At 61.6% G+C, this 22,325-nt stretch carries 19 protein-coding genes and 2 pseudogenes; 10 read left to right on the top strand and 11 right to left on the bottom strand.

The window, feature by feature from the left end:
- Positions 1–212: 212 nt before the first annotated feature.
- On the top strand, positions 213–731 hold the full coding sequence (locus M2401_RS00240) for a Bro-N domain-containing protein (RefSeq protein WP_259098253.1): 519 nt from the start codon (positions 213–215) through the stop codon (positions 729–731).
- A 286-nt stretch (positions 732–1,017) separates the two neighbouring features.
- Here the strand turns inward: M2401_RS00240 and M2401_RS00235 are convergent, their stop codons facing one another.
- The 3 genes from M2401_RS00235 to ptsP all read right to left on the bottom strand — a co-directional run bounded on the left by M2401_RS00235 (position 1,018) and on the right by ptsP (position 6,804).
- The gene (locus tag M2401_RS00235) at positions 1,018–2,757 is read right to left on the bottom strand and encodes a PTS fructose-like transporter subunit IIB (protein ID WP_259098251.1); all 1,740 of its coding nucleotides are present in this window, start codon (positions 2,755–2,757) and stop codon (positions 1,018–1,020) included.
- A 244-nt stretch (positions 2,758–3,001) separates the two neighbouring features.
- Positions 3,002–3,943 carry a 1-phosphofructokinase gene (gene pfkB, locus M2401_RS00230; protein WP_259098249.1) on the bottom strand — a complete coding sequence of 314 codons (942 nt, stop codon included), beginning with the start codon at positions 3,941–3,943 and terminating at the stop codon, positions 3,002–3,004.
- Positions 3,943–6,804: a phosphoenolpyruvate--protein phosphotransferase gene (gene ptsP, locus M2401_RS00225; RefSeq protein WP_259098247.1), complete on the bottom strand. Its 2,862-nt coding sequence runs from the start codon at positions 6,802–6,804 to the stop codon at positions 3,943–3,945. Before ptsP ends, pfkB begins: the two co-directional genes overlap by 1 nt.
- A gap of 342 nt (positions 6,805–7,146) precedes the next feature.
- On the opposite strand from ptsP, the gene cra reads away from it, so the two are divergent.
- Together cra and M2401_RS00215 are read left to right on the top strand one after the other, a co-directional pair.
- Positions 7,147–8,142 (top strand): catabolite repressor/activator, encoded by a 996-nt coding sequence (gene cra / locus M2401_RS00220; RefSeq protein ID WP_259098245.1) that lies wholly within the window; start codon positions 7,147–7,149, stop codon positions 8,140–8,142.
- A 1-nt stretch (position 8,143) separates the two neighbouring features.
- Positions 8,144–8,938 carry a TatD family hydrolase gene (locus M2401_RS00215; protein WP_259098244.1) on the top strand — a complete coding sequence of 265 codons (795 nt, stop codon included), beginning with the start codon at positions 8,144–8,146 and terminating at the stop codon, positions 8,936–8,938.
- Positions 8,939–9,049: 111 nt separating this feature from the next.
- Here M2401_RS00215 and M2401_RS34395 read toward each other — a convergent pair whose 3' ends face one another.
- The 5 genes and pseudogenes from M2401_RS34395 to M2401_RS00195 all read right to left on the bottom strand — a co-directional run bounded on the left by M2401_RS34395 (position 9,050) and on the right by M2401_RS00195 (position 15,180).
- Positions 9,050–9,754, bottom strand: coding sequence for a methyl-accepting chemotaxis protein (locus tag M2401_RS34395; protein ID WP_409033869.1), 705 nt, complete (start codon positions 9,752–9,754; stop codon positions 9,050–9,052).
- Positions 9,755–9,907: 153 nt separating this feature from the next.
- Positions 9,908–10,111 (bottom strand): annotated as a pseudogene (locus tag M2401_RS34390) (HAMP domain-containing protein); the annotation flags it as partial.
- Between the two features lie 1,173 nt (positions 10,112–11,284).
- On the bottom strand, positions 11,285–12,121 hold the full coding sequence (ampE, locus tag M2401_RS00205) for a regulatory signaling modulator protein AmpE (protein ID WP_259098241.1): 837 nt from the start codon (positions 12,119–12,121) through the stop codon (positions 11,285–11,287).
- Positions 12,122–12,137: 16 nt separating this feature from the next.
- Positions 12,138–12,686: a 1,6-anhydro-N-acetylmuramyl-L-alanine amidase AmpD gene (gene ampD / locus M2401_RS00200; RefSeq protein ID WP_259098239.1), complete on the bottom strand. Its 549-nt coding sequence runs from the start codon at positions 12,684–12,686 to the stop codon at positions 12,138–12,140.
- 256 nt (positions 12,687–12,942) lie between these two features.
- Positions 12,943–15,180 carry a DUF1631 domain-containing protein gene (locus tag M2401_RS00195; RefSeq protein ID WP_259098237.1) on the bottom strand — a complete coding sequence of 746 codons (2,238 nt, stop codon included), beginning with the start codon at positions 15,178–15,180 and terminating at the stop codon, positions 12,943–12,945.
- A gap of 453 nt (positions 15,181–15,633) precedes the next feature.
- Between M2401_RS00195 and nadC the strand changes: the two genes are divergently transcribed.
- The 3 genes from nadC to M2401_RS00180 all read left to right on the top strand — a co-directional run bounded on the left by nadC (position 15,634) and on the right by M2401_RS00180 (position 17,668).
- Positions 15,634–16,482 carry a carboxylating nicotinate-nucleotide diphosphorylase gene (gene nadC, locus M2401_RS00190; protein ID WP_259098235.1) on the top strand — a complete coding sequence of 283 codons (849 nt, stop codon included), beginning with the start codon at positions 15,634–15,636 and terminating at the stop codon, positions 16,480–16,482.
- 395 nt (positions 16,483–16,877) lie between these two features.
- The gene (locus M2401_RS00185) at positions 16,878–17,192 is read left to right on the top strand and encodes an antibiotic biosynthesis monooxygenase family protein (protein WP_259098234.1); all 315 of its coding nucleotides are present in this window, start codon (positions 16,878–16,880) and stop codon (positions 17,190–17,192) included.
- Between the two features lie 35 nt (positions 17,193–17,227).
- On the top strand, positions 17,228–17,668 hold the full coding sequence (locus M2401_RS00180) for a cupin domain-containing protein (RefSeq protein WP_409033868.1): 441 nt from the start codon (positions 17,228–17,230) through the stop codon (positions 17,666–17,668).
- A 25-nt stretch (positions 17,669–17,693) separates the two neighbouring features.
- Here M2401_RS00180 and M2401_RS00175 read toward each other — a convergent pair whose 3' ends face one another.
- Both M2401_RS00175 and M2401_RS00170 read right to left on the bottom strand, forming a co-directional pair.
- A complete protein-coding gene (locus M2401_RS00175) occupies positions 17,694–18,923 on the bottom strand; it encodes a multidrug effflux MFS transporter (RefSeq protein ID WP_259098230.1) in 1,230 nt (409 codons plus the stop codon).
- A gap of 99 nt (positions 18,924–19,022) precedes the next feature.
- Positions 19,023–20,006: an aldo/keto reductase gene (locus M2401_RS00170; RefSeq protein WP_259098228.1), complete on the bottom strand. Its 984-nt coding sequence runs from the start codon at positions 20,004–20,006 to the stop codon at positions 19,023–19,025.
- Positions 20,007–20,105: 99 nt separating this feature from the next.
- On the opposite strand from M2401_RS00170, the gene M2401_RS00165 reads away from it, so the two are divergent.
- The 4 genes and pseudogenes from M2401_RS00165 to M2401_RS34385 form a co-directional block, all read left to right on the top strand.
- Complete coding sequence (locus M2401_RS00165; RefSeq protein WP_259098226.1) at positions 20,106–21,023, top strand: LysR family transcriptional regulator; 918 nt, start codon at positions 20,106–20,108, stop codon at positions 21,021–21,023.
- Positions 21,024–21,121: 98 nt separating this feature from the next.
- Positions 21,122–21,370 (top strand): type II toxin-antitoxin system HicA family toxin, encoded by a 249-nt coding sequence (locus M2401_RS00160; RefSeq protein WP_259098225.1) that lies wholly within the window; start codon positions 21,122–21,124, stop codon positions 21,368–21,370.
- Positions 21,370–21,711 (top strand): type II toxin-antitoxin system HicB family antitoxin, encoded by a 342-nt coding sequence (locus tag M2401_RS00155; RefSeq protein WP_259098223.1) that lies wholly within the window; start codon positions 21,370–21,372, stop codon positions 21,709–21,711. Before M2401_RS00160 ends, M2401_RS00155 begins: the two co-directional genes overlap by 1 nt.
- Positions 21,712–21,714: 3 nt before the next feature.
- Positions 21,715–21,834: pseudogene (locus M2401_RS34385) on the top strand (transcriptional regulator); the annotation flags it as partial.
- 63 nt (positions 21,835–21,897) lie between these two features.
- Here the strand turns inward: M2401_RS34385 and M2401_RS00150 are convergent.
- Positions 21,898–22,305, bottom strand: coding sequence for a hypothetical protein (locus tag M2401_RS00150; RefSeq protein ID WP_259098221.1), 408 nt, complete (start codon positions 22,303–22,305; stop codon positions 21,898–21,900).
- Positions 22,306–22,325 lie beyond the last annotated feature (20 nt).

Below are 22,325 nucleotides of genomic sequence, written 5' to 3'. Positions count from 1 at the left end.
TTTCAGCACTGGATTTGGCGATCCGGGTAGAGGTAGCGCAGATCATAACGGTGCTGGTGCATAATTATGTACCACCCGCTTTATGGCGGCTGTGCGTGGGAGACCTTCGGGTCTGCCGGATACCTCTACCGGTTCGCCAACCCGCGTACAGCTGCCACCCTTTTGTTTGGCGACGAATGAGTGGCAGATCTTCAAATTAGAGGACTTCACTCATGCCGATATATGAACAAACTTGCCACACCCCCACCCGCTTCACCCGCCATCACCTCCACCTTCACGCCCTGCTACTGGAAGGCCAGGTGTGGTTCTGCGCCCATAATCTGGGCCGGTTGATGGGTTATCGCCTGGAAGAGCGCAGCATCCGCAAGCTCGACCCGGATCAGCACCGCCTGCTCAACGTACGCGAACTGGGCGAGGTGCTGATGATCAGCGAGTCCGGCGCCTACGCCCTGCTGATCTACCATTCAGCGCCCCACACCCGGCAACTGCGCGAATGGCTGACCCTGCACGTCGCCCCGACCCTGCGCGACGCCAATGACCTGGGCCACAGCGAACGCCCGACCCAGGGCCTGCTGGACTGGGCCGGCGCCTCGCTGAACCTGCTGCACTGGCAAAACGAGCCGTGGATCCGCCTGCGGGATATGCCGAACGTGCTGCTCCACGAAACCCGTGAAAGCCTTGGCCAGACACAGCCATGGTGGAAGCGCGCGACGCAGTTTCTGGCGATGTAAACCCGATCGCTCCTTGCAGGCTCACTGATGGGGAGCGAATTCTATGGGAGCGAATTGTGGGAGCGAAGAGGCCGTTACATCCGATGCATCTTTACCGCCTGGAACAACGCTTTCGCGAATGAATTCGCTCCCACAGAAGCCCAGGCAACACGGAAAAAAGGCACAACCCAAAACCTGTGGGAGCGGATTCATCCGCGAAGGGGCCGGGACAGACAACACATGTTCAGCGCCTAAAACACTGCTTTCGCGAATGAATTCGCTCCCACAGAATTTACTCTCAAAACGATCAGGCGACCGCTGGCGCAATATCCATCTCCACCCCTTCCGGCCGTTTGAGCACGGCGTACAGCACGCCGGTGACGACGCTGCCGATCACGATCGCCAGCAGATACAGCAGCGCATGGTTGATGGCATTGGGGATAAGCAGCACAAACAGGCCGCCGTGGGGCGCCATGAGTTTGCAGCCGAACAGCATCGACAGGGCACCGGTGAGGGCGCCGCCGATGATGCTGGACGGGATCACCCGCAGCGGGTCTTTGGCGGCGAAGGGGATCGCGCCCTCGGAGATAAAGCACAGGCCCAGCACGAACGCAGCCTTGCCCGCTTCGCGCTCGCTCTGGGCGAACTTGCGTCGGGCGATAAGGGTGGCGATGCCCATGCCGATCGGTGGCACCATGCCCGCCGCCATCGCGGCGGCCATCGGCGCGTAGCTCTGGGACGCCAGCAGGCCCACGGAGAAGGCATAGGACGCCTTGTTGATCGGCCCGCCGAGGTCGACGCACATCATCGCGCCGAGGACGATACCCAGCAGAATGGCGTTGGTGGTGCCCATGCTGTCGAGGAACTGGGTCAGGCTTTCCAGCATGCTCGCCACCGGCTTGCCGACCACGTAGATCATCACCATCCCGGTGATCAGGCTGGCGAGCAGCGGGATGATCAGGATCGGCTTGAGCGCTTCGACGCTGGCTGGCAGACGCACATAGTGGTTGATCGCCTTGGCGCAGTAACCGGCGATGAACCCGGCGACGATACCGCCGATAAAACCGGCGCCCAGGGTACTGGCGAGCAAGCCGCCGATCATCCCCGGTGCCAGGCCCGGACGGTCAGCGATGGAGTAAGCGATATATCCCGCCAGCAATGGCACCATCAGCTTGAACGCCGCTTCGCCACCGATCTGCATCAAGGCCGCCGCCAGGGTGCCCGGCTCCTTGAACGCGGTAATGCCAAAGACAAAGGACAAGGCGATCAGCAAACCACCGGCCACCACCATCGGCAGCATGTACGACACCCCGGTCAGCAGGTGCTTGTAGACGCCGGTTTTCTCTTGCTTGGCCGGGCCGCTCGCGGCGGCATCGGTGCTTTCTACCTTAGCCTCGGCCAAGGCCTTTTTCAGGGTCGCTTCCGATTGTTTCAGGGCAATGCCGGTGCCGCAGCGGTAGATGCGCTTGCCGGCAAAACGCGCGGTATTGACCTCGATATCGGCGGCCAGCAGCACCACATCGGCCTGGGCAATGACTTCGGCGCTCAATGGATTGCGCGCGCCGACCGAGCCCTGGGTCTCGACCTGCAACTCGTAGTCCAGACGCTTGGCGGCCTGTTGAATGGCTTCGGCGGCCATAAAGGTATGAGCGACACCGGTCGGGCAGGCGGTAATGGCGACAATGCGCGGTTTGTGGCTCGGCGCGGCAACCGGGGCCACGGCTTCGGTGCTGGCTTCACGCAGCCGGGCCTGATCGGCGGCACGATGAAGGAAGCCGTCGACGTCTTGCAGGGCATGGGCCGGGGTGTCCTGAAACACGCGCTTGCCAACGAAACGCGACAGGTCCAGCACGCCGGTATTGACCACCAGCACCCAGTCCACTTCGGCGATGGTCTCAGCCGACAGTGCGCGCTCGGGGTGATGGGGGTCATGAATCTCGACAACGGTGCTCCAGCCCAGACGCTTGGCGGCAGCGTCCAGCAGGCGCGCGCTGAGTACGCTGCTGACCTGGCCGTTGGGGCAGGCGGTAATAATGGCTAGTTTCATCACAATCCCTCTGTTCTTATTCGGTAGGGGGCGAATTCTGTGGGAGTGAGTTGTCGCAGCGATTTTTGTGGGAGCGAATTCATTCGCGAATAGGCCGGTACATCCGACGCATCTTTACCGCCTGAAACAGCGCTTTCGCGAATGAATTCGCTCCCACAATTGCTCACACAACTATTCCCATAAACTTGATTCCCACAACCCCCAAAAGATTTGCCACCTCAACCTCGCGGCAAGCCGGGGCTACTTATTGTTCTGCCAGATTGCGCAGGCTGACGCCCTGTTCCAGCTTTTTGAGCTGCACGACGTCGCTGATGCCGAAGCCGATCTGGGTCACGGCCATGGCGGCGATGGCGGTGGCGGTGCGCAGGGTCTGTTGCGGTGTGTGACCACTGATCAGGCCGTGGACCATGCCCGCCAGCAGCGAATCCCCGGCGCCGACGGTACTGGCCACGGTGACGCTCGGCGGCAGGGACTGCCAGGCGAAGCCGTCCGCGAACCAGTGCACGCCTTCCGAGCCCTGAGAAATCACCACATGTTCGATACCCTGTTGCTGCAAGCGCGCGGCGGCGTCGGCCTGGGCCTCAATGGAAATGATCGGCGCGTCGAGGGCGTCGGCCAGTTCTTCGGTATTGGGTTTGATCAGCCACGGCCCGGCCTGCAGCCCGGCGCGCAGGGCTTCGCCACTGGTGTCCAGGGCGACTTTCAGGCCCAGCTCCTTGAGGCGCAGCAACAGGCTTTGCAGCCACTGAGCGCTGACGCCCTTGGGCAGGCTGCCGGCGACCACCACTACATCAAAACCGCTGGCGATCTGCTCGATACGGGTAAACAACGCCTGCTGCGCCTCAGCGCTGACCTGCGGCCCGCGACCGTTGATATCGGTGATGCGTCCGCTGCTTTCGGCCAACTTGATATTGCTGCGAGTCTCCCCCGGCACGCGGACGAACTCGTCGACAAAGCCGCGCTGGCCGAACAGGGTTTCAAACGGCAGTTGATTATCAACGCCCAGGAATCCGGCGACGGTCAGCTCATGGCCCAGATCGGCCAGCACTTGCGCAACGTTGAGGCCCTTGCCCGCCGCATGGCTGAGCATGGCGTCGCTGCGATTGACCTGGCCGACCTGCAACTGACCCAGTTGCACGGTCAGATCAAGGGCGGGGTTCATGGTCAGGGTCAGAATCCGGGACATTACACAGCCTCCACAAGGGCGCGGACATCCGGGGCGCTGCCCAGGGTCAACGCGGTCTGCGCCATGGCTTGCGCGGCACTCAGGTCCAGCTCGCGCACGCAGGCCTTGACCTCGCCAATGCTGCGCGGCGCGACGCTCAATTCATCCACGCCCAGGCCGACCAGAATCGGCACAGCCAAGGGGTCGGCGGCCAGTTCGCCGCACACGCCCACCCATTTGCCATGGGCATGGGCGGCGCGCACGGTGATATCGATCAGTTGCAGCACCGCCGGATGCAGGCCGTCTGCCTGGGCCGACAGGCTCGGGTGACCACGGTCGATGGCCAGGGTGTACTGGGTCAGGTCGTTGGTGCCGACGCTGAAGAAGTCCACCTCGCGGGCCAGTACCGGTGCCAGCAAAGCAGCTGACGGCACTTCGATCATGATGCCCAGTTGTAGATCAGCCACCGGAATCTCCACACGCAGGCGCTCGGTCATGTCCCGGGCCTGGCGCCACTCTTCAAGGGTGCCAACCATGGGGAACATGATCCGCAGCGGTCGCGAGCCCGCCGAGCGCAGCAAGGCGCGCAACTGGCTTTCCATCAGCTCGGGGCGTTGCAGGGTCAAACGAATGCCGCGCACGCCGAGGAAAGGGTTTTCTTCTTTGGCAATGGGCCAATACGGCAGCGGTTTGTCGCCGCCGACATCGAGGGTGCGTACGACCAACGGGCGACCGCCAAGATCATCAAGGACGCGACGGTATTCGGCTTCCTGGGTCGCTTCGTCCGGCGCCTGGGAGTGAGCCATGAACAGCAATTCAGTACGCAGCAGGCCGATGCCTTCGGCGCCCTGTTCGACGGCGGCTGGCGTGCCAGCGCTGTCGCCGATATTGGCGAAGACTTCCACGGCATGACCATCGCGGGTCACGGCGGGCTCCATGCGCAGGGCAGCAGCAGCGCGCAGACGTTGCTCGCGGTTGTCGCGATCTTCCAGGGCGCGCTGCAAAGTGGCGTCATCCGGTGCCACCACCAGACGACCGCGCTGGCCGTCGAGCAACAGGCGCGTGCCCGGCTTGATCAGCAGCACGCTTTCGCCTGCACCTACCAGTGCCGGAATACCCAGGGCCCGGGCGACAATGGCGCTGTGGGCCGTGGCGCCGCCGCGTGCGGTGAGAATCCCCGCCACTTGCATGGGGTCCAGGCGCGCCACATCAGACGGCCCGACTTCATCCATCACCAGAATGTAAGGCTCGTCCGGCGCGACCAGAGTTTCGATGCCGCAAATCTGCGCCAACACCCGGCGCCCGACATCGCGCAGATCGGCGGCGCGCTCGGCCAGCAGCGCGTCGTGCAGTTGCTCCTGCTGGCGTGCGGCGGCGTCGATCACGTTATTCCAGGCGGCAGCGGCGCTTTCGCCCAGTTGCAGACGCAGGGTGACTTCGCTGCTCAGCTCGGGGTCGTCGAGCATTTCCTGATGGGTGATGAAAATCTCGCGGATGGCCTTGGCCTTGCTGCGTTGCACCAGCCCTTCGATATCCTGGCGCACCTCGGCCAGGGCGCGGTTGAGGCGTTCGCGCTCGATCTCCACCGACTCACCCAAAAGCGGGTAGTCAAAGGCTTGCAGCACTTCAATATGCGCAGGGCCAATAGCAATGCCCGGCGACGCCGGCACGGCCTGAAGCTGGCTGCCGTCAACGGGCGCCGGGGTTTGCTTGACCACGACAACTTCGACCGGTGCGGGTGAGGTGGCGGTCGGCAGCGGCTCGACCTCTTCGCCCAACCCTTCCAGCACGGCGGCGAGCAGCGCGGGCAAGGCGTCGGCGGCGATGTTCGGTTCGGCGATAAATTCCAGCACTTGGCCGCGACGGGCACCGAGGCTCAGCAGTTTGCTCAGGCTTTTGGCCGACACCGCCGACTCGCCGGTATCCAACACGCGCACCCGCACTTCGCCTTCAAAACTTTTTGCCAGTTGCGCGAGGATTTTCGCCGGGCGCGCATGCAGGCCATGGGCATTAGCCAGCGCGATGCGTTGCGTCGGCCACTCATCCGGCACTTCACCGCCCAGAGCCTGCAAGACCGCGCGGCTGCTGGTGGCCTGGCCCAGTTCATGGCCGCGACCTTCAATCAACAGCGCACACAGGCGCTCAAGCAAAGCCTGATGGGCTTCACCGAGGCTGGCCAGGCAGAACAAGCCCTTGAGCGACTGGCCGAGATAGCGAATCGGTTTGTCCGGGGTAACAAACGCCAGGCCCGGGCGCTTGACCATCTGCTCGCTGTGCAGCCAATACAGGCCATCACCCAGGGGCAACGCTTCGACCTGTTGCAGCACGGCAGCAAAACCGTTGTTGACGCAATCGGCCTTGCGCAGCAGGCGGGCACCGCGCCAGACCAGTTCTTCGAAATCGTCCACCGACACGCCGAGACTGATCAGTTGCGCATCGAGGGCCAGTTCCTGGGGCGCGCCCTGCAACAGTTGCAGCAGCGCCTCGGGGCTTTCCGCCCGGCGCAGGGCTTCGCCCAAATCGGTCTCGCCCAGAGCGCGGGTCAACAGTTGCAGCAGGCGCAGGTGTTCGTCGGATTTGGCGGCAATGCCAATGGCCAGGTAGACCATTTGCCCGTCGCCCCAGTCCACCCCTTCAGGAAACTGCATCAGGCGCACGCCGGTGGTGAACACCAGTTCGCGGGTGTCGGGGGTGCCGTGGGGGATGGCGATGCCCTGGCCGAGAAAGGTCGAGCCTTGTTGCTCGCGGCATTGCAGGCCTAGCAGATAGCCCTCGGCAACCAAACCATCGGCGACCAGCAGATCGGCCAGCAGCACCAGCGCGGCGGACTTATCCACAGCCGTCTGTGCCATGGATATTTGCTCTACGGTGAGCTCGAGCATGCCTTTCTCCTCTAGAGCGCGATGTCGCGCCCAATTCTTGTTTTTAGATCGTAGGCCATCAAAGCAATATCTATGCGACAGCATCTGCATGTCGATTACAGCGACGAAAAGGCCAGCTGAATCGTTTAATCTAATTCAGCCCGGCACGTTACTCGATTATTTGATGCGGTTGAAGCCTGTCTTTGCCGATGGCATCCGGCACTGGTCGGATAGTTGGGAAAAATGCTGTGCACGTTGCTCGTCGCCAATGGTCTGCTGTGCATAAGGGCTACGATCGGTGAAAATCGCCCCACGACGATAAGGCGCCCGCGAAAATACGGGCATAACAAGAGGAATGTCGGCTTGAAACTCAGTGATATCGCGCGTCTGGCCGGTGTTTCCGTGACCACGGCCAGCTATGTAATCAACGGCAAGGCCGAGCAGCAGCGCATCAGCAATGCGACGGTCGAGCGGGTCCGCGCGGTGGTCGACGAGCATGGCTTTCGCCCCAACCCCCAGGCCGCCGGTTTGCGCAGCCGCCACACCCGCACCCTTGGCTTTATCCTGCCGGACCTGGAAAACCCCAGTTACGCGCGCATCGCCAAGCTGCTGGAACAAGGCGCCCGCGCCCGTGGCTATCAATTGCTGATCGCCAGTTCCGACGACGACCCCATCAGCGAGCTGCAACTCTTGCAGCTGTTTCGCGCCCGCCGCTGCGACGCGCTGTTCGTCGCCAGTTGCCTGCCCGCCAGCGACGACAGCTATCGGGATTTGCAGAGCAAGGGCCTGCCGATCATTGCCATCGACCGCGAGATGGATGCCAAACACTTTTGCTCGGTGGTCAGCGACGACCATGACGCCAGCCTGCAACTGACCCGCAGCCTGCTGAAAACCCGACCCGAACATATCGCCCTGATCGGCGCGCGGCCGGAGCTGAGCGTCAGCCGGGCGCGGGCCGGTGGCTTTACCGACGCCCTGGACGGTTTCAGTGGCGGCGTGACCCAGGTACATGGCGAGTCCTTCAGCCGCGCCGGTGGGCAGCGCTTGATGAATGAGATCCTGCAGAACCTCGGCCATTTACCTGATGCCTTGATTACTACGTCCTACGTATTGTTGCAGGGCGTTTTCGATGTGTTGCAGGAGCAGTCGCTGAACCCGGCGCAGCTGCACCTGGGCACTTTCGGCGACACCCAGCTGCTGGATTTCTTGCCGCTGCCGGTCAATGCCATGGCCCAGCAGCATCAGTTGATCGCCGAAAAAGCCCTGGCCCTGGCCCTCGCCGCCATTGAGCAGGACCAATACGAGCCGGGCGTGCAGGCCATCGTGCGGACCTTCAAGCAGCGTATTCACGAGGCCTGACATGCAACTGATCGACACCCATACCCACCTCGACTTCCCGGATTTCGAAGGGGACCGCGCGGCGATCATGGCCAACTGCAAACGCATGGGCGTGCAGCGCATGGTGGTATTGGGTGTCTATCAGCCGAATTGGCAGCGGCTGTGGGATTTGACTGAAGCAGACCAGACATTGCAGGCGGCCTTTGGCTTGCACCCGATCTACCTGGAGCAACACCGCCCCGAGCACCTGACCGAACTGGGCGATTGGCTGACCCGTCTCAAGGGCCATGCGCAGCTGTGTGCCGTGGGCGAGATTGGCCTGGATTACTTTGTCGAGCATCTGGATCGTGAACGCCAGCAGGAGATTTTCGAAGCGCAACTGCGCCTGGCCGCCGACTTCGACCTGCCCGCCCTGCTCCATGTACGACGCAGCCACGCGGCGGTGATCGCCACCCTCAAGCGTCACAAGCTCAAGCGCAGCGGGATCATTCATGCTTTCGCTGGCAGTCGCGAGGAAGCCCGGGAATATATCCGCCTGGGCTTCAAGCTCGGTCTGGGCGGCGCTCCGACCTGGCCTCAGGCGCTGCGCATGCACCGGGTTATCGCCGAACTGCCACTGGATAGCATCGTTCTGGAAACCGACTCGCCGGATATGGCCCCGGCCATGTACCCCAACATGCGCAACAGCCCCGAGCACCTGCCGGATATCTGCGCGGCGCTGGCGGGGTTGTTGGGGGTTGAGGCCGAGGAACTGGCGCGGGTCAGTACGCGCAATGCTTGTGAGGTGTTTGGCTGGGATCTAACGGGCGCCGCCTGATGGGTTTGTTGGAGCGAGGCTTGCCCGCGAAGGGGTCAACACGATATGCCTGAAACACCGCGTCGCATGGTTCGCGGGCAAGCCTCGCTCCAACGGTCCTCCCTAAGCACTTCAAACCCGGAACGCACTGATCAACTGCTGCAACTCCACCACCTGCGCCGATAGCTGGCGGCTGGCGTGTTCGGTCTGGCTGGCGCCGTCGGCGGTGCGCTCGCCGGCCAGGTTGATTTCGACGATGTTCTGATCAATGTCGTGGGCTACGGCGGTCTGTTGCTCTACGGCAGCGGCGATCTGTTGGTTCTGATCGACGATAAGGCCTACCGCGCCGAGGATATTTTCCAGCGCCTGTTGCACCTGCTCCGACTGGCCCACGGTGCCAGTGGCCATTTCATGGCTGACGCCCATGGCCTTGACCGCCGCACCGACGCCGGACTGCAGGCGCAGGATCATTGCGGCGATTTCCTCGGTGGACTGCTGCGTGCGCTGGGCCAGGGTGCGCACTTCATCGGCGACCACGGCAAAGCCCCTGCCCTGTTCACCGGCCCGAGCGGCTTCGATGGCGGCGTTGAGGGCCAACAGGTTGGTCTGCTCGGCCACGCTCTTGATCACGTCCAGCACCCGACTGATGGCGGCACTGTCCGTGGCCAGTTGGTTGATCACCTGCACCGACTGATCAATCTCACCGGCCAGACGGGCGATGCTGCCCTGCTGCGACTGCACCAGGCCGCGACCATTGACGGTCTCCTGATTGACACTCTGGGCGCTATGCACTGCTGCCGCAGCACTGCGTGCAACTTCGTGGGCGGTGGCGGACATCTGGTTCATGGCCGTGGCCACCTGCTCGATCTGGCTGCGTTGCCCGGCCACCGCCTGATTGCTCAAGGACGACACCGACTCCACCTGAGCGGACTGGCGCTCGACTTCGATCACGGTCTGGCCGACCTTCTCGATCAGGTCATGGATCTTCGCCACAGTACCGTTGAACACCCGGCCCAGCTCGCCCAGCTCATCACGGCTATGGGCGACAAACGTCGCAGTCATGTCCCCCGCAGCGACCTTGTCCATGATCAGCCCGAGGCGGCGCAAAGTGGTGCGGGTCGACACGTAGAAACCGCCATACAGATAGAAAATCAGCAGAAACACTGCCGCCAGGGCGCTGATCAGCAGGATCATTTGCTGACGGTTTTCACCCAGGCGCTGTTGCAGCTGCCGGTCCAGAAACGCCAGAGTCGCGTCGCTGAGTTGGTAGGTCTGGGCCATCAGGCCGGTGGTCTTGTCGTAAAAGCCCTGCCACGGCGCGTCGAGGGTTTCGGCGACCATGATCTGCTCTTCGAACAGCTCGCTGCCTTGCTTTAGGGTCGCCAGGCTGGCGCTGGCCAGGCCGTCGAGACTCTTGTGCACCTCGGGGCCGGCGGCCAGGGCGTCCTGCAACTTGAGGGCGTAGTCGGCCTGGAGTTTTTCCAGGCGCTGTAACAGGTCATCGAAATGGTTGCTGGTCGCAGAATTGAGCTGGCCCTGCCCCAAGGAATACGAGCCCATGGCCCGACCTTCACCGAGCGCCTGAGTCACCAATGGCGTAACACTGGTGAGCAGTTCGGTGAGCTGGCGGATATCACTGGTGGGGTCCTGACTCAGCCCGGCCTGACTGGCGATCACCTTGCTGAAGGTCAGGGTCTTGTTCAGCAGTTTCTCCAGCTGTGCGTTCTTGTTTTGTAAGCCCGACTCGGTCTGTTGCGTCTTGAAATCGGCAATCAGCTCATCGCGCTTGGCGTTGAACACACTGACCTGTTCTGGCACCAGAGTCACTGCGCTCAAGCCGTTGAGCTTGCCCAGCACAGTGCTTTCCAGGCTGCTGATACGGCTTTCCAGTTCCGCGACTTTGTTGGACTGACCGAGGACCAGATTGATCGCTGCCAGATGGCTGAGGGTCTCGACGTCACGGCGCAGGCTCAGGCTGTCACCGAACAACACCAGACTCTGCTGCTCGGTACGGGTCACCAGCAGCTCGCGATAGGCTTCGCGCACCAGATAGAAATTGGTGACCAGCATGGGCACGAAAAACAAGACGCTGATCAGGCTGAATTTCATGCCAAAGCTGAGGCGGTTCATCAGCGCGATAGCCGGAGACAAAAGGCTCTTCACAAGAACTCTCCCTTTTTCTTTTATTGTTTTGGGGTGCGGCAGTAGCTCAACGCAATTAGCGGGCGCCGAACCTGTATACCGGAAACCTGGGAGGGTTTTTGTAAGTAAAAGTAAATGCGGGAAGAAGAGATCAATGGGGACCAGATGTGGGACCGGCTTTAGCCGGGAAGGCCTATTCCCGGCTAAAGCCGGTCCCACAGAAGCTCAGACCAATAGAGTCCACAGGGCAAACCCGGCGTACCAGACAATCGCCGCACGAATCAGCAACTCCCACAGCACGTCGAGACTGGATACCCCTTCGGCACCCAACTCCGGCTCCGGAACTTCACTGGCCACGCAGCCGATATGGGCGATCAGTTGCGCCGAGCTGATATTCCAGTTGAGCAGTTCGTGCAGCATCACCCGGCTGACCGCCACGAAATTGCCGACCAGGGCGAAGCTGGCGGCAAGCAGACGGACCGGCACCCAGTCAAAGGCATGACGCAGTTGCCCGGCGCGCTCGATCAGGGCCGCGCTGCTGCCTTGCTCTGCCGCGAGCGCCAACAGGCGATAAGCCAATGCCGCCACCGGGCCGAGCAGGAAGTACCAGAAGATCACCACGAAGAAACTCTGGAATGCCTGCCACATCAGGTAGCGCTGCACGCCCGCAAGCAGTTGCTCGCCATTCTCGGCCTGCACGCCCATATCCCGCTCGGCGACCAAAGCTGCCGCTTCGACATCACCGCGCCGACAGGCATCGCGAAATGGCCCCAAGGCAGCAATCAGGTCGCCGCGCCCAAGGCTGTAGATCAGCACCAACAGGTGCAGCGGGAACACCAGCCAGCCATAGGCCACCGAGCCCAGCACAAACAGGATCAGGCCCAGAATCGACACCGGCAGCAACACAGTGAGCAGCAAAACCAGCCAGGGATGCGCGCCCAGACGCGGGCTCGCCTCCAGCCGCGCCAAGGTCCGCAGCCAGGGGCCGTCGCGCTGGACACGCTGGCGCAGTGCCGAGAATTTTTCGATCCAGACTGCCAGCAGCAACACCAGAAAGCTCATTACCTGTTCCTCAAATTCAGTCCTGCAACGCCGCCAAAAAGCGCGGCCACTCGAAAAACGGCCCGGGGTCGGTTTTGCGCCCCGGAGCAATATCACTGTGCCCACAAATGCGTTGCGTCGTGATGGCTGGAAACGCCGCCTGCAACTGCCGGGTCAAATCGATCAGCACGGCATACTGGATATCGGTGAACGGCTGATCATCGGTGCCTTCCAGTTCGATACCCACGGAAAAATCATTACAGGTTTCCCGCCCTTCGAAGCGCGACACACCGGCGTGCCATGCGCGCTCAAGACAAGAGACGAACTGCGTCACCTCGCCATCACGTTCAATCAGAAAATGTGCGGAAACCCGCAGGTCGGCAATGCTTGCGAAATAGGGGTGCTCGGCGGGGTCCAGGCGGTTCTGGAACAGCGCCTGAACCTTGCCGGTCTTGAACTGGGCGGGTGGCAGGCTGATGTTGTGAATCACCAGCAGAGAGATTTCGGCGTCCGGTCGTTCATTGAAATTGGCCGATGGGCAGTGCTGTATGCCTTGGCACCAGCCTGTTGCGCGGTCCAGCAGCATGAAGGCTCCTTGAGGGGCGGTCAGGGCTGTCAGTATGCCCGCGATTGCTTTGGCAGGGTAAACGCGATTGATTCGTTGGAGCCGGGCTTGCCCGCGAAACTCTCGACGCGGTGTGTCTGGCGGACCGTGTTGGCCAATTCGCGGGCAAGCCTCGCTCCCACAGTGGCCAGCAATGACAAAAGACATAGGTTGATCGCTCTGATGCCTTCCCGGCTAAAGCCGGTCCTACAGGGATCCTGAGTAGATCCTGGCAGGGCTAGGCCCCCTTACGCTTGCTCAGGCTGCCAATCACCGATTCCAGCGCCCGATCGAACAGCAGCGTGTCGTCGAGGACACGAATGGAGCCGCGACGGAATTCCACGGCCAGGCCCATTCGGGTCTTTTCCATGACTTTCATGCCAGTGCGGTTGACGAAGATGTAGCGCCCGCCCGGCTCGACGATGGCCGCCAGCTTGCAACGCAGCTTGTGATCTTCGTCTTCCTGCATCTCGACCCAACTGCCGAGCCGCAACTGGTCAACCTTGAGCAGCCCCTCATCATCGGCAGGCAGGCTCAGGGCCGGTTCGTTGAACAGTTGCTCGCCAGGCGCGATGAGGACAATTTCCTCGACCACGGCCATCATCGCCGGCGTCGGGTCCTGCTCGGCGGTCAGCGCGCCGCCGTCGACTTCCTGAATCCGCGCGAAATGCTGGAAAGCCTGGACGTGCAGCACTTCCAGCTGGCTGAAGAAGTCGCTGGTGGCGAAGGGGTCGAACGCCGCGCTGGTCAGACCGTCGCGCAAGGCCTTGAGCAGGCCCGGGACCAGCTCCAGCAGACGCTGACGCGCCTCGGGTTCCTCATGCAGCTCGACGCTCCAGACCAGATCGTCCATGGCGGCCAACCCGGCCTGCCACTCCGGCGACTCCTCGCCGTGCTTGAGGCAAGTCAGCAGCAGCACCTTGCTCCAGGCTTCCTGCAACAGGCGCACCACCACTTCCGGCAGGGTCTTGCCCAGCAAACGCTGGTTCAGTTCAAGCTGCACGCGCTGGCGGGCCAGTTCGGCGCGAGCGCGGCCTTCTTCGGCGTCGCGGGTGCGCTGTTCGAGCAGCTCGCTGCGGCGGCGTTCGTCGCTGGTGAAGGCGAGGAAATCCACCAACAGCTCGGAAAAGATCGCCGGGTCATCGACAAAATCATTGAGCAGGCGCTGCACAATCTGCTCGACCCGCACATATAAGGTATCGCGCTGATAGTCATCGCGACCGCCCCAACCCAAGGCCGCCGAGGCGATTTCATTGAGCAGGCGCCGTGCCGGATGGCTGCCGCGACTGAAGAAACTCTTGTCCAGCACTGCCACTTTGAGCATCGGAATCTGCAGGCGCCCAATCAGCGCGCGCAGCGAATGAGGGAGGTTGCGGTCGTCGAGAATGAATTCGAAGAGCATGGCGATCAAGTTGATCACGTCTTCGTCACCGGCGCCGACCACGCGGAACTTGCCACTCTTGACGCTGACCCGGGTCAGCAGTTGCTCCAGCTGGTTGCGCAGGTCGAAATCGTCGCGCATATCGGCGTGGGGCACGAACTGCTGCAAGTGCGACAGCAGGCGCAGCAGGTCATTACTGGAAATCGGTCGGGCTTCGGCGCCAGCGTCATGACGTGGCGCCAGATTGCCGCGCAGCTCGGAGACCAGCGCCTGCAGGGCGGAAAACACTTCCTGCACGCTCTTGTCGAGTTTGTCTGCGGCCTGAATCAATTCGGGATCGGCGATGCTGACAGTGCGCTTTTTTTCCGGCGCCCGGTCGCTGGCCCGGCGCGACGGCAAAGCCTTGAGTTCCGGGAGAATGCCGGTGGCGATGAGCAGGCGGTTGGCTTCGCTGTACAGGTGATCGACGTCGGCCAACACGTACTTTTCAAACAGCTTGAGGATGATCAGCTTGACCTTGATCTCCATGCCCAGGCTGCGCCCGGCCTGCAGGAAGAACTCACAGAGCTGGGCCGGGCCCATGGGGTTGGTCTGATCGGTGACCGGTTGCGGGATCAAGGCATTGAAACGCGTAGTCAGTTGGCTCAAAGCAATGCTGTCGCGGCTCATGACCCGGGCGACCATGGCATCCACGGCCACGGTGCGCTCCAGATCATCGTTGGCCACCAGAGCCAGTTTGTCGAACGGCACCGGCGCGGGGGTCAGCAACGGATCGCTGACCTGATAGTGCCCCAGACGCAAGACGGCTTCATAGAATTTGTCGAGAAAAGTGCGCTCGATGCTTTTGCGTTTCAGGCGCAAGTCGCGCATGGCTTCGAAGAACAGGTTCTGTTCACTGTTGCTCTTGGCGCGGTCGGCCATTTCGAAAAGGGTGTCGTCGGCGTTGTCGAATAGCGCCTGCAAAGCTTCCTTGAGCTGCTGGGCCGCCTTATCGCGCACCTGCAAGAGCACCACCGGCAGACGGGCGAGGGGAGACTGAGCCGCCATATCGGCAGTCGCCTTGTTCAACGGCACTACTTTTTCGTCGCCCTGCATCAAGCCCCCAGTCCGTAAAACACCCATGATCCCTATGCAAACCGGGCCTCTTGCCCTTGCCTGTGAAGTGAACCCCGCTGCCCGCAACCAACGTCAAAGTCATGACGTCAAATACAAGTCACCGCATTATCTGGCAAATCATTGCTATTGGCCAGTAGGGGGATCCCTGAAAGATTTCTGTAGCAGGCACAGTGCCTGCTCAGGGGTAGACCGTGAAAAAGCCGATCCATCGCAACTAACGGCGAAAACCCGACCAACAGCATCTATGTTGGGCAAACACAATGTCCGTTGGAGCGAGGCTTGCCCGCGACGGGTCCACCGAGGCGTATCAGCAACACCGCGCCGTCTGGTTCGCGGACAAGCCACGCTGCAATGATGGTCGGCGATGGCTAACGGCTGGGTTACGCCGATGCCGTGCCTTATACTCGGCCCACTTTGAAAGTGGAGCCCGCTATGCCGAATGTACGACTCGCCACCCTGACGGCCGAAATCGAAGCCAACGTGCGCCGCGCACTGCTGGAGGATGTCGGCAGCGGCGATATCACCGCCCAGCTCATCCCGGCCGAACGCCTGGCCAAGGCCACCATCATCAGCCGCGATGACGCGGTGATCGCTGGCGGCGCCTGGGTCGATGCGGTGTTTCGTCAGCTGGACCCGCGAGTCGCCGTGCACTGGCAGGTGGCCGATGGCGACCGGGTCACGCCTAATCAGGCGCTGTTCCACCTTGAGGGCCCGGCACGCTCACTGCTGACTGGCGAGCGCAGTGCGCTGAACTTCCTGCAGATGCTCTCGGGCGTGGCGACCCGGGCGCAATACTTCGCCGATATGGTGGCGGACACCCAGGTCAAACTGCTCGATACCCGCAAGACCCTGCCGGGCCTGCGTCAGGCGCAGAAATACGCAGTAACCTGCGGCGGCTGCCACAACCACCGCATCGGCCTGTTTGATGCTTTCCTGATCAAGGAAAACCATATCGCCGCCTGCGGTGGCATCGCCCAGGCGATCAGCGCCGCCCACAAGATCGCTCCCGGCAAGCCGGTTGAAGTGGAAGTGGAAAGCCTGGAAGAGTTGCAGGAAGCCCTCGACGCCGGCGCCGACATCATCATGCTCGACGAACTGAGCCTGGATGACATGCGCGAAGCCGTGCGCCGCACCGCTGGCCGCGCCAAGCTGGAAGCCAGCGGCGGTATTAATGAACAGACCCTGCGGGTGATTGCCGAGACGGGCGTGGATTACATCTCCATTGGCTCGATGACCAAGGATGTGAAAGCGGTGGATCTGTCGATGCGCTTGAGTCTCTGATCTGAGCGCCACGTCCGCCAACCCTTGATTTTCACCGACACGGCGGAACACATGGCGGTAGCGAATTCTGTGGGAGCGAATTCATTCGCGAAAAGGCCGGTACATGCGACGCATTTTCATCGCCTGGAACACCGCTTTCGCGAATAAATTCGCTCCCACACACGCTTTATATCCGCCTATGTCGATCGCGGTTACCGCGCTATTAGCAACATTCCCCGCCCCGCTGCACCATTGATGAATTCCCCTCATCAGCTCTTGCCAGCCAAGCCCTATAGTCTTCCCCCTGTCTGCTGGTTACCGTCGAGCCCTGTCAGCTCACGGGCGTTTGTTCGTGGGCGTCTTACTTTCCTGGCAACAGGAATCGGCCCGACCGAAAGCAGACGCAAGGAGTTTTCATGCATATCCATGCACTGAACACGATGGAAATTCGCCTCACCGACGCCCCCGATCCGGGGCTTGAGCAGCGCCTGCAGGGCGATCTGGCGCGCCTGCAAGCCATGACCGGCTGCCTGAGTTACGTGCTGACCCGCAGCCGCAATCAACCCGACTTGTGGATACTCAGCGGCTATTGGTCGGATGGAGAGGAGATGACCGCGCATTTCAACAGCCAGGCGATGGCGACACTGATCGACGCCTTGATCGAACTGGGCGCGCAGCTGAATTTCGCCACCTATGCGCCTATGTCGGCCGAGCGGAGGGCGGCGCAATGAAAAAACTGACAGCGGCAGCGGCACTTTCCCTGAGCATGCTCACCGGCGAAGCCGGAGCCCAGGAGGCCGAGCGGGTCACCGTCAACGCTAACGGCCTGGAGCCATCCACCCGCGGACCGGCTGACAACTTCACCGGGGCGGTGCGCGTCGACGGACGCTTCCAGGGCACCGGCCCGGCGCGGGTCAGCGGCGGCACGGTCACCTTCGAACCCGGCGCACGCACGGCATGGCACACCCACCCACTGGGGCAAACCCTGATTGTTACGGCGGGTGTCGGCCTGGTTCAACAATTGGGGCAGCCCATTCAGGTGATTCGCCCCGGCGATACCGTGTGGATTCCCGCCAACGTCAAACACTGGCATGGCGCCACGGCCAGCACCGGCATGACCCATATCGCCATTGCCGAGGTGCTGGATGGCAAGGTCGTCGACTGGATGGAGCAGGTCAGCGACGAGGACTATGCCAAGGTGCCCTGACTCGACAACTGCGCCCCGCTGCCGGTCAATCCGCCGCCACCGGCGGCGCAAGGGTTCGCGCAGGCAGCAGCCAGCGCGCACAAACCAGACTGCCGAGGCCAAAAGCGGCGATCACCATGGCCATGGGCCACGGTGTGCCATCGGCAAAGGCGCCAACCAGACCGGACCCGAGGATGCCGGTGCCATATTGCAGCGAGCCGACCAGTGCCGACATGGAACCGGCGACTTCGGGAAACTCGCCCATGGCCCCAACAATGGAATTGGCCACGATAAAGCCGGTAGCGCCAATAAATAGAAAAAGCGGGATCACCAACCCGGCCAGGCCACCCCAACCCGTCCAGGCATCCACCGCCAGAATCAGCGCCGACACTGCCGCCCCTAAAGTGCCCATGCGCAGCAGGCGGTCGCTGCCGTGGCGCATGACCCAACGCGAATTGAGCTGATTGGTCAGCATGATGCCAGCGATCCCCAGCGCAAACAGCGCGCCGTATTGCTGCGGGCTAACGTGGTAATAGCTGATGTAGGCAAAGGGCGTCCCGGCGATATAGGCGTACATGCCGCCATAGAAAAATCCGCCCGCGCCGATATAGCCCAGTACCCGTCCATGCTTTAGCAACTTGCCATAACGCCGAAACGCCCGGTTTAGCGGTTCGCCATTGCGCCGGTGCACGGGGAGGGTTTCCGGCAAGATAGACAGCAACCCCAAGGTGATCAGACCGACCAGCACCAGCGCCCAGAAGATCGCCCGCCAAGACGCCACCTTCAGGATCAGCCCACCGACACTGGGGCCGAGCAGCGGTGCAATGGCCATGACCGTCATCAGGGTTGAGAGCATCTGCGCGGCGCGATGCCCGGCGTACAAATCCCGGACCATGGCCCTTGCCAGCACCACACTGGCGCAGGCCCCCACCGCTTGCACGGCACGCCAGGCAATCATCACCACGGCGCTGTCCGACAACGCACAGCCGGCCGAGCCGAGGATAAACAGCACCAGGCCAATGGCGATCGGCAGTCGCCGACCATAGCGATCACCGATAGGCCCCCACACCAGTTGCCCGAGGCTGAAGCCGATCAGATAGCCGGAAATGGTCAACTCGACCTGTCCGGAACTGGCGTGGAGCGCATGTGCCATGACCGGCAGCGCAGGAAGGTAAACGTCCGTGGAGATCGAAGCAAAAGCCATCAGGGCACTGAGAATCGCCAGGGTCCACAGGCTCTGCCGATCGGAAGGCGATGCAGGATAAAAGTGCGACATGAGTAAGACCGTCTCGAAATAGCCAAGCCGCCGGACCTGCTTCAACAGGTGCCGACGGCTTTACGGGTTGCTTTCAGCGGCGCTTTAACGCGGTAGCGATCAGCGATCGACCCGTTGCTGCAAGTGCGCCGGATAGCGGTCGCCGACGACCTGAATGTTCGCCAGCGCCTGCTCGATCGCGGACAGGTCCAGCGCAGACAGCTCAACACTGGCCGCCCCGGTGTTTTCGTCCAGGCGACTGAGTTTGGTGGTGCCCGGAATCGGCACGATCCAGGGCTTGCGCGCCAGCAGCCAGGCAATGGCAATCTGTGCACGGCTGGCATCTTTGCTCGCGGCAATCTGGCCGAGCAACTCCACCAGCTGCGCATTGGCCTTGCGGTTTTCTTCGCTGAAGCGCGGCACAACGGTGCGGAAGTCATCGGCAGCAAACGTGGTCTGCTCGTTGATGGCCCCCGTCAAAAAGCCCTTGCCCAACGGGCTGAATGGCACGAAGCCGATGCCCAACTCTTCCAGCACCGGCAGGATGTCCTGCTCGGGCTCACGCCACCACAGCGAGTATTCGCTCTGCAACGCCGCCACCGGCTGCACCGCATGGGCACGACGGATCGACTGCACACCGGCCTCGGACAGGCCGAAATGCTTGACCTTACCTTCGGCAATCAGCTCCTTGACGGTACCTGCGACCTCTTCGATGGGCACATTGGGATCGACGCGATGCTGATAGAACAAGTCGATGCGATCGGTCTTCAGGCGCTTGAGAGAGGCTTCGGCCACGGCACGAATGTTCTCCGGGCGACTATCGAGGCCTTGAGCCACGTCGCCGTTCTTGAAGCCAAACTTGGTGGCGATCACGATCTGATCACGAAATGGCGCCAGGGCTTCGCCCAGCAGCGTTTCGTTGGTGAACGGGCCATAGGCTTCGGCCGTATCAAAAAAAGTCACGCCACGCTCGAAGGCGGCGTGAATCAAGTGGATAGCGGCGGATTTCTCCATCGCCGGGCCGTAGGCAAAGCAGATGCCCATGCAACCCAGACCGATGGCAGAAACCTCAAGACCGCTGTTGCCTAACTGACGCTTTTGCATTTTTCCGGCTCCTCTTGTAGGGTCCGGTCTACCTTATATATCTGTAATCCGCTCAACAATACGGCCACTTCCGCATGAGCTACTGAGGAGTTTTCATCAATGCTGCGCGCCGACCTGCCCGAACTGACCGCCTTTATCACCATTGCCGAACACCGCAGCTTTAGCGGCGCGGCCCGGGTGCTTGGCGTATCCGCGTCAGCCTTGAGCCACTCAATGCGCAACCTTGAAGCCCGTCTGGAAATGCGCCTGCTCAACCGCACCACCCGTTCGGTGGCCCTGACCGAAGCTGGCGAGCAACTGCTGCTGGGCGTGCGTCCGCTGCTCGCCGACCTGGCCAACGTGGTCAACGAAGTCACCTCGGCGCGCAATACCCCCTCCGGCTCGATCCGCATCAGCGCTTCGGAATCCTCGCTGCGCGAACTGATCCGCCATGTTGTACCCGACTTCGCCAACCGCTATCCGCAGATCCATATCGAATTCGTGGTCGACAGCAAACTGCAGGACATCGTCGGCGACGGCTTCGACGCCGGCGTCCGCCTCTACGACGACGTGCCCAAAGACATGATCGCCGTGCGCTTTGGCAGCGACCTGATCTTCGCCGCCGTCGCCTCGCCACAGTACCTGGCCGACCACCCCGCCCCGCAACAGCCCCAGGACCTCAAGCACCACCGCTGCATCCGCTTTCGCTTCACCAGCGGCGGCCTGTTTCGCTGGGACCTCACCCACGACCAGCACAACAGCAGCCTCGACGTCGACGGCCCGCTGACCCTGGACAACGTCAACCTGATGGTCGAAGCCGCCCTTGCCGGCATCGGCATCGCCTGGGTGCCCCTGGGGCAAGTCGCCGAACATCTGCAAAGCGGGCGACTGGTGCATCTGCTGCCGCAGAGCAGCCCCAATTATTCCGGGCTGTGCCTGTACTACCCGGCGAACCGGCATCCACCGATGGCGTTGCGGTTGTTTGCGCAGGCGGTGAGGGAGTGGGCGAGTGGGGAGTCCGACCTGACTACCCCTTAGCAGATTTTGGCATTACGGGGTGGTGCACCGTCACTACCTTTACCGGATTGATTCGCCTTATAAATGCGACTAAAGTTAGTCGCATCCGGGAAGATCACATGTCCAGGCAAGAAAAGCTGCTCACTCAGTTGCTGAGCCATCAGACGAGGTTCACATGGCCAGAGTTGGTCAGCTTGCTCAACGGTTTGGGATACCGCCTGATCAAGGGCGACGGCAGCAGGGTGAAATTTGATAATGGCGATCCGCGCGCCATGATCAACCTGCACAAGCCCCATCCAGGTAATGAAATAAAGACATACGCCAGAAAACAGGTGATCGAGCACCTGAAGGCAGGAGAATTGATCTGATGAGCACCTTACTCAATCATCGAGGCTATTACGGCTCGATTGAAGCCAGCCCTGAAGATAACTGCCTGTTCGGCAAACTCCAGTTCATTCGTGCGTTGGTTAACTACGAGGGAGAGACGGTTGCCGAGTTGGCTCAGGCATTCCGCGATGCGGTAGATGACTATCTCACCACCTGTACGTCACTGGCTCAGGAACCGGAAATACCCTGCAAAGGCTCATTTAACGTCAGAGTGGGACATGAACTGCACCTGGCCGCGAGCGTTGCCGCGACGCGGCAGAGTATTTCCTTGAATGACCTGACCCGGAAGGCGCTTAGCGCATATCTGAGGCATCAGGGCTAGGCGCTCGGTACTACTGCGCAATTCTGGCTGAACCTGCAAGCCACCTATGATTTGCGCAAGGCTGAAATTGAAAGCGGCGACAGGATCAGCCGCGAGGTGCATTTGCTTGCATGTTGCGCCTAGGTGCAGTCGACGGTTTTTGGCAGGAACCAGTCGCTCCTGCCCCGCCCGGGTTTCAGCGTGATTTCACTGCTTGCCCGGCCACTGCAGGTCTGGCGGTGTGAATCGGCAGGTTCTCTCAAATTTGACTGTGTCCGGCCAGGGCATGCCTGCATCATGCATAAGGGTCAGCGCCCCTTCCATGTAGGCTTGTTGGCTATAGGTATGACCGCACGGCATTACCAGAGTATAAACTCGGGAATCATGGCCATTGTCAAAGTGGGTCATAGACACTAAAACCTTATAACCCTCACCAAATTGCTGCTCCAGGACTTTATCCATTCCTTTGGTCTTCTCAAGTAGCACCTGATCAGCGCGAACCCGCTGGTAAACGTCATACATTCTAAAGGGCAAGCCCCAATCAACGCTTATCCATAATGCAAATACGCTGACAACAACCAATATCCCTACCAGTACCCGGGTTCTGCGCGGCATCATCGATTCCTTGATCAGCC

The organism is Pseudomonas sp. JUb42 (assembly GCF_024807945.1).
Classification (GTDB): domain Bacteria; phylum Pseudomonadota; class Gammaproteobacteria; order Pseudomonadales; family Pseudomonadaceae; genus Aquipseudomonas.
The sequence above is the reverse complement of the archived record's forward strand: the minus strand, read 5'-3'. Positions and strand labels throughout refer to the sequence as shown.